The organism is Mycobacterium sp. (assembly GCF_025965855.1).
Taxonomy (GTDB): domain Bacteria; phylum Actinomycetota; class Actinomycetes; order Mycobacteriales; family Mycobacteriaceae; genus Mycobacterium.
The window spans coordinates 1-7,603 of the sequence record NZ_JAOPWB010000049.1 but is presented as its reverse complement, the minus strand read 5'-3'; the positions used below and the strand labels follow the sequence as shown (position 1 = coordinate 7,603).

Below are 7,603 nucleotides of genomic sequence, written 5' to 3'. Positions count from 1 at the left end.
GTCGTCAGCCAGCGACGTGAGCGGGTTCTGCGCCGCCATCACTCGATGCCCCGCTTGGTACAGCCGCGGGATTATGTGCCGCCAGTGCGATCCGTCAGCAAACGCGCCGTGTACGAGGACAATGTTGAGCTTGCGGGTCATGACGCGGCGTCTTCGGAGATCGTCACGTCGACGATCGAGGTCAGGCGCGGACCGCGCGACGCGGGGCCGCGGTGGACAGGGTAACGGCCGCGGCGACGTCGTCGTCGCCGTAGCCTTCGACGACGGCTTCACGCCAACGTGGCAGCAACGCATCGGTGAGCGTGAGTTCCGCCCCATGCCGGCGGGCGGCGCTCGTGGCAAGCTCGGCGTCCTTCACCGCATGCCTTAGCGGGAAGCCGGGGGCGAAGTCCTCCTCGACCATCGCGGTACCCTTCGTCATCGCGTACGGCGACGTCAACGGCCCCCCGGAGACGGCCTCCAGGAACACGTGCGGCTCCAGGCCGACCGCTTCGCTGAAGGTGAGCGTTTCGGACATCGCCTCGACGAGGACAACCAACCAATTGTTGAGCGCCAGCTTGAGCCGGGAGCCGTCCCCAACACGATCCAGCCACACCGTGCGCCGTCCGAGCACATCGAAGATCGGCTGCACGCGCGGCCGCACCTGCAGCGCGCCCGCGGCGAGGATTTCCAACTCGCCCCTGTAGGCCGGCTCGGAACTGCCGGATACCGGGGCGTCGACGAATGCGACGCCGTGCCGGTCCGCGAGATCAGCGAGCCGGTCGGTCCATTCGACCCCGACCGTGCTCATCTGAATCCAAATTGCATCCGAGCCAAGCATCGACAGCGCGCCCTCGGGCCCGGTCATTACGTCTTCGACGGTGGCTCCGTCGGTGAGCATCGTGATCAACACGTCGACACCGGTCGCTGCTTCTGCAGGGTCGGAGGCCGGCCGCGCCCCGTCGGCGGCCAATGCCGCGGCCTTGGCCGTGGTGCGGTTCCACACTCGAACCCCGAAACCCGCGTGCAGCAAGTTGCGCGCTATCGGGGCACCCATCGTTCCGGTCCCCAACACGGCGACACGTCGCATGTCGTCGGCCATCACATCCCCTCAGGGGACGGCCCGGCCACCTGCGCGGCGAAACTCATGATGTTGTCGATCTCGTCGAGGTCGGCGTCGCTCAATGACACGTCCGCTGCGGCGAGACTGTCTTGGACATGGCCCACTTGCCGGGCGCCGACGATGGCGACATGCACGGCGGGGTTGGCCAGCGTCCAAGCGATGGCCAACTGGCTGACGGTGAGCCCAAGGTCGGCGGCGAACATCGCCAGGGAACGCACCGTCGCCAGGTTGCGCTCGAAAGCGTCGCCGCTGAATACCCCGCTTGTGCTGCGCCAATCATCGGCGGCGAACGCGGTGTGGGTGCTCAGCGTTCCCGTCAGTAGCCCGTGGGCCAACGGCCCGTACACCAGCACCCCGATGTTATGTGCACGGCAGTAAGGCAATTCGCCGTCCTCGATCTCGCGACGGAACAGGTGGTAGGGCGGCTGCAAAGTCTCAACCGGAAGCGTCGCGGAGAACTCCGCCATCTGCGCGGCGTTGTAGTTGGACACGCCGACGTGGCCGATCTTGCCCTCGGTGACCAGCTCGCACAGCACGCCCGCCGTCTCGGCGGCCGGCACGGTCGGGTCGGGCCAGTGCACTTGGTACAGGTCGATATGGTCGACGCCCAGCGCGGTCAGACTGGCATCGACTCCCCGGCGTAACCATTCGGGGCTCGCGTCGCGGATAAGACCGGAATCTGTCTGGCGCAGACCACCTTTGGTGGCGATCACGACTTCGTCGCGATCGCGGGTGAGCTCGATGCGGAGCGCCTTTCCGAGGATATGCTCGGACGCGCCGAAACCGTAGGCCTGCGCAGTGTCGAAGAAGTTGACGCCCAATTCGCGGGCGCGACGGATCGCAGTGATAGCGGCGTCCTCGTCGAAACGACCCCAGTCCCCGCCGAGCTGCCAGGTGCCGAAGGCGATGCGGGAAACGTTGAGCCCAGTTTGACCCAATGTGGTGTTCTTCATTTCGCTCTCCAAGTCGTTTGTGCACATTCGTACTTCCGGCTCTGCTGTGAACCACGATTGCGCGCCCGCGCGCCCATGTCGCCACCGCTGACCCCAATCGGGTACTCCTCGCTAGCTGGAATCTATGTCTACTGGCCATCTGCAAATACCCTCGTAGCCGGGATTCTCAGCGCCACAGCACCGAAGTGCGCGCGTCGTTGACAGCAGAGTTACGGCTAGCGGGAATGCCTACCGGTCCCGCACACTGCCAAGCTGACTTCATGGGTATGAGAGGTATACGATGCGCTGCCTAATCGTTGATGACAGCGCGGACTTCGTCGAGGCCGCGCGCCACCTGCTTGAGCATGGCGGCATCAAGGTTGTCGGCGTGGCATCGACCAGCGTCGAGGCTCTTCGATGCTTCGAGCAGCAGCGACCGGACGTGACGCTGATTGACGTTAACCTCGGTCGCGAGAACGGATTCGAACTCGCTGAGCAACTCCACCGATCCGGATTCCCGGCACCAGTGATACTGATCTCCACCCACGCCGAGCACGACTTCACCGACATGATTGCGACCAGTCCCGCCATCGGGTTCCTCGCCAAGTTCGCTCTGACGGCCGGCGCGATCCGCGATCTCGTCGGCGGGCCAGCGGGCGTCGCCTAAGGTGATCACCGCTAACACCCGGCGGTGACCGTCGCGGGTCTTCGAAAAGCTTGGCTGGGCGGGGATGACGCCTGCACCATTTGCTGCCAGCCGGGGACATCACTGAGCGTCCGCGGTGACGATAACCGTTGGCCGAAGCGGAAATTCAGCGTAGAGGCCTGATGGACTTCAACAAGGGGACTAGGACAAGGGCCCCGCTATTCAGCGGACCGGATCGATTGCAGCTAGCAGGTGTGTCCGGTCTGGTGTTAGCGGGGCCCCTGAATGGCCGCCAGCGTTGACGACATCGCCGACCCGGACCGTAATTCTTTGAAACCATGGTCATAGCGGCACTGAATCGGGTAGTCCGCTGGCGCCGACGACCGGCGAGTTGGCCGCTCTCTGGCCCATCCCCTTGCTGATCAACCGAATTCGACGATCCCACGAAGGGGCAGGCCTGTGAACCACTACCTCAATCCCGAGGCGATGCATCCCGCTATTCCAGGGGATAGCGACCTCGCCGCGCTCATCGCGGACCGCAGCCGTCGAGGAACGGCCAGGATTGCAGCACCGTCGATCACGCAGCGACCGCGCACGCGGCCACACCCGGTGGACGCCTGGCCGCCAGTCGGCCTCACCGGTCTTCCGAACATCGTCGCGATAGGTCCGTTCGACGATCGCGCGCACGCCCAACAGCTGGCCGCCGCATTCATCGCGGTGCGACGACGGTGCAAGGTGCAGCTCGTCCTGTTTGGCGCCGGCGAGCAGCGCACCGCTGTGATGAGGCGGACCTCCGCGCAGGGTGTTGGGAGCAGCGTGCATGTGGTCAACGATTCCTGCGACTACCGATGGTCGGACGTGGTCGCTGCCGCAGATCTCGTCGTGCTCGGCAGTTCATCGGGGACCTCGATGCTGCTGGACGTGTTGGCCGCGGGACGGCCGGTAGTTGCCCCGGCTGACCCGGAAACCGTGGAGCTCGTTGTACCCGCGATCGTTGGACTCGTCTACCGGCCGGGGGACGTGCCCGGGATGGCCCAGGCGCTGCTACGTCTTCTGACTACACCGGTACTGCGTCGCGGAATGGGCGGTCGCGCAAGACAAGTTGCGCGGCGGCATCACCTGGAAAAACATCGCGCAGAAACACCTCGATGAAGGGAAACCAACATGAGCAGGCTCCTCGACCGACTCGTGATGCGGATCGCCGAGATTCTCGACCGCAACCTGCTGACGGTGCCCGATCTCGACGACGACTGGCCGCGCTCAGCAACGAACTGACGTGCCCGACAAACACGACGTTGTCACCTCCGCACTCATCCAGCTAAGTCGCCGACACCAGTCCCGTCTGGCTTCCACATGTCTAACCCAGCGTTTTACCCGGCACCGAAAGGCACGACAATGAGCGACACACAACCCGTACCCACGACGACGGATGCTGGTATCCCCATCGAAAGTGACGAGCATTCGCTGACCATTGGTCCGGACGGGCCGATCCTGCTGCACGATCACTACCTCATCGAACAGCTGGCGCAGTTCAACCGCGAACGGGTGCCCGAGCGGCAGCCGCACGCAAAGGGTTCGGGTGCCTTCGGGCGGTTCGAGGTGACCCAAGACGTCAGCGCGTTCACCAAGGCGGCGGTGTTTCAACCCGGCACCACGACCGAGACGGTGATCCGGTTTTCCACCGTGGCCGGTGAGCGCGGCAGCCCCGACACCTGGCGCGACCCGCGCGGCTTCGCGCTGAAGTTCTACACCACCGAAGGCAATTACGACATCGTCGGCAACGACACCCCGGTGTTCTTCCTGCGCGACCCGTTGAAGTTCCCGAGTTTCATCCGTTCGCAGAAGCGCCGCGCCGACAACAACCTGCGGGATCACGACATGCAGTGGGACTTCTGGACACTGTCTCCCGAGTCGGCGCACCAAGTGACCTGGCTGATGGGTGATCGGGGCATCCCGGCGAGCTGGCGGCACATGAACCTCTACAGCGGGCATACCTTCATGTGGGTCAATGCCGCCGGCGAGAAGGTGTGGGTGCGGTACCACTTCATCACCGATCAGGGCATCGAAAACCTCACCCAGGCCGAGGCCGACGCGCTGGTGGCGGTGGACACCGACTATCACACCCGTGACCTGTTCGAGGCGATCCAGCGCGGCGACTACCCGTCGTGGACGCTGAAGATGCAGATCATGCCGTTCGAGGACGCCAAGACCTACCGGTTCAACCCGTTCGATCTGACCAAGGTCTGGCCGCACGCCGACTATCCGCTCATCGAGGTGGGCCGGCTGACGCTGGATCGCAACCCCACCGACAACCACAGCCAGATCGAACAGGGCGCCTGGTCGCCCAGCAACCTGGTGCCCGGCATCGGCGTGAGTCCCGACAAGATGCTGCTGGGCCGGATGTTCGCCTACCCCGACGCGCAGCGCTACCGCATCGGCGCGAACTACAACCAGCTACCCGTCAACGCCCCCAAGTCACCCGTGCACAGTTACAGCAAGGACGGGCAGATGCGCTATCAGACCGTCTCCGACCCGGTGTACTCGCCGAATTCCAAGGGCGGCCCCCGCGCTCACACCGAGCGTTACGGCGCGCCCGCCGGCTGGCACACCGACGGGGAGATGGTGCGCACCGCCTACACGCTGCGCGCCGAGGACGACGACTGGGGCCAAGCCGGCACCCTGGTCCGCGACGTCATGAATGACGCTGAGCGGGATCGCCTGGTGGACAACGTCGTCGGTCACCTGCTCGATGGAGTGAGCGAACCGGTCCTGCAACGCGCCTTTGATTACTGGCGCAACGTCGACACCGATCTGGGCAACCGCATCGAGAAGGGTGTGCTTTCAAGCTAATTCAGATCGACAACAGACAGCTCGACACCGCCGAGCTATCTGCGGTGAAGGCACACCATCACCAGAGAGGAAACCAAGATGATTGAGACCATCGCCGGAGTCCAAATTCCCGACAGCCGCATCGCCAACGATGCCGCCGAGCTGATTCGCGACACGACAACCCCGTTGATTTACCATCATTCCCGCCGAGTGTTTCTGTTCGGCAGCCTGCAATCACGCAAACTCGGCATCCAGCCCGACGCCGAATTGCTCTACATTGCAGCGCTATTTCACGACAGCGGATTGGTAACACCGTATCGCGGAACCACACAGCGATTCGAACTAGACAGCGCCGACACCGCCAAGTCGTTCTTGACGGCAAACGGTTTCTCAGACGCGGAGGCGGACGTGGTCTGGACAGCGATCGCCCTGCATACCACACCCGAAGTCCCCTACAAGATGGCGCCCGTGATCGCGGCAACCACGGCAGGCGTGGAAACCGATGTGCTCGGAATTCGGCTGGATAGCCTGTCGCAGAACGAGATCGACGCGGTCACCGCGGTCCACCCGCGGCCGGATTTCAAGAACGAGATCTTGCAGGCATTTACCGACGGGTTCCAAGAGCGGCCGGACACCACATTTGGGACCGTGAACGCTGACGTCCTTGAGCACTTCGTGTCCAATTTTCATCGCATCGACTTCGTCGACGTCATCAAGAACTCAGCGTGGCCCGAGTAGCGCAAGCAACACGCACACTAGCGGCAACGCCCATCACGTCATCGCCGATGTAATCGGTCATTGTGCTTGTCCTGAGGGCAGTGACATCGTCGACGATGGGCGGAAAGCCAAACGCCGCGTTCAATGTTGTAGCCCTGAAAGAGAAGCGCCCGTGACGAGTGCCAATCGTATTGACGTCCACACCCATGTAGTGCCCCCGTTTTGGGGGGAGGAGTTGCCGAGTCACGGTGGAGACCCGTCAGGCTGGGCTCTTCCGAAGTGGAGCGCTCACGCCCATCTGCAGTTCATGGATGATAACTAGATCGCTACCAGCGTGCTGTCGGTGACCGCGCCCAGTGTCGTGGGCTGGCACGGCCAGCACCGCCGCGATATGGCCCGAAGGGTCAACGAGTACGTGGCCGACCTGGGCGCAAAACACCCTGATCGATTCGGGAACTTTGCGACGGTTCCGCTGCCGGACGTCGAAGCTGCGGCCGCCGAGGCTTCATATGCGCTCGACGAGATCGGGGCTGACGGCGTCGTGCTGCTGACTAACTACGGGTGTTTATCTCGGAGACGCCACGTACGCACCGCTCTGGATACGCTCAACAAACGGTCAGCAGTCGTCTTCATTCATCCTGGCCATCCGCGCCTCCCGCTTCTTGCCGACGTACCCGGGCCTCTGGTCGACTTTCCGTTCGACACGACCCGTAACGCCGTCCAGATGGTGTTCAACGGCGTGTTGGACACCTATCCCAACGTCAAAATCGTCTTGTCGCACGCCGGCGGCTGGTCGCGCCCCTGGGAGTGGTGTAAATCGAGCTGGTGTTTCGCCTGAGGCTCTGTGGGTTTCACTATGCCGTGATAGCGGCGGGATGCCGTGATAGCGGCGGGGATGGCAACGGATTGGTCGCCTGCGTCAGAGGCGGGTTGGAGCAGAGCCAAAGTGGTTTCGGATAGGTAGCGTTTGTCGGCGACTTCAGGTCCCCGCTGCCTAGCCATCGCCGGTGCCGAAGGCATAGCAGTTCTTCGTGGCTGGCGAATACGCGCGCGTCGAGCGGCATCACCCAACTCTTCGCCAGTATCGTCGCTACGTTGCGCGCGTATCGGCGATACGCTAGCGTGGCAGCGTTACTACTTCAGCGGAACAACGCTACGCGAAGGGTGTGGGTCCTATGAGTGCTCCCAGTTACAACGATTCGGATCCCGACTTTGAGTTGAGGCCGCAGTACGACTTCATTGTCTGCGGCTCGGGCTCGTCGGGCTCTGTGGTTGCCCGTCGTCTCGCCGAAAACGCGAGCGTCAGTGTGCTGTTGTTGGAGGCGGGCGGCCAGGACGACGTTCCGGCTGTGATGAGAGCAGATCAGTGGCCTGCGA

The 7,603-nt window shown here is 63.5% G+C and carries 7 protein-coding genes and 1 pseudogene; 6 read left to right on the top strand and 2 right to left on the bottom strand.

The genetic code is table 11. The features are described from left to right. Positions 1-181: 181 nt before the first annotated feature. Positions 182-1,081 (bottom strand): NAD(P)-dependent oxidoreductase, encoded by a 900-nt coding sequence (locus JWP83_RS03550; protein WP_297725852.1) that lies wholly within the window; start codon positions 1,079-1,081, stop codon positions 182-184. After that, positions 1,081-2,055, bottom strand: a complete 975-nt coding sequence (locus JWP83_RS03545; RefSeq protein WP_297725849.1) for an aldo/keto reductase — start codon at positions 2,053-2,055, stop codon at positions 1,081-1,083. Before JWP83_RS03545 ends, JWP83_RS03550 begins: the two co-directional genes overlap by 1 nt. Before the next feature lie 280 nt (positions 2,056-2,335). On the opposite strand from JWP83_RS03545, the gene JWP83_RS03540 reads away from it, so the two are divergent. From JWP83_RS03540 to JWP83_RS03515, 6 genes and pseudogenes are all read left to right on the top strand, one after another. Continuing rightward, positions 2,336-2,701: a LytTR family DNA-binding domain-containing protein gene (locus tag JWP83_RS03540; protein WP_297725847.1), complete on the top strand. Its 366-nt coding sequence runs from the start codon at positions 2,336-2,338 to the stop codon at positions 2,699-2,701. Between the two features lie 438 nt (positions 2,702-3,139). Next, a complete protein-coding gene (locus tag JWP83_RS03535; RefSeq protein WP_297725844.1) occupies positions 3,140-3,832 on the top strand; it encodes a glycosyltransferase in 693 nt (230 codons plus the stop codon). Between the two features lie 243 nt (positions 3,833-4,075). After that, positions 4,076-5,530: a catalase gene (locus JWP83_RS03530; RefSeq protein ID WP_297725840.1), complete on the top strand. Its 1,455-nt coding sequence runs from the start codon at positions 4,076-4,078 to the stop codon at positions 5,528-5,530. 78 nt (positions 5,531-5,608) lie between these two features. Next, positions 5,609-6,247: an HD domain-containing protein gene (locus tag JWP83_RS03525; RefSeq protein WP_297725837.1), complete on the top strand. Its 639-nt coding sequence runs from the start codon at positions 5,609-5,611 to the stop codon at positions 6,245-6,247. A gap of 322 nt (positions 6,248-6,569) precedes the next feature. Beyond that, positions 6,570-7,064: an amidohydrolase family protein gene (locus tag JWP83_RS03520; protein ID WP_297725834.1), complete on the top strand. Its 495-nt coding sequence runs from the start codon at positions 6,570-6,572 to the stop codon at positions 7,062-7,064. 337 nt (positions 7,065-7,401) lie between these two features. Then, a pseudogene (locus JWP83_RS03515) lies at positions 7,402-7,603 on the top strand (GMC family oxidoreductase N-terminal domain-containing protein); the annotation flags it as partial.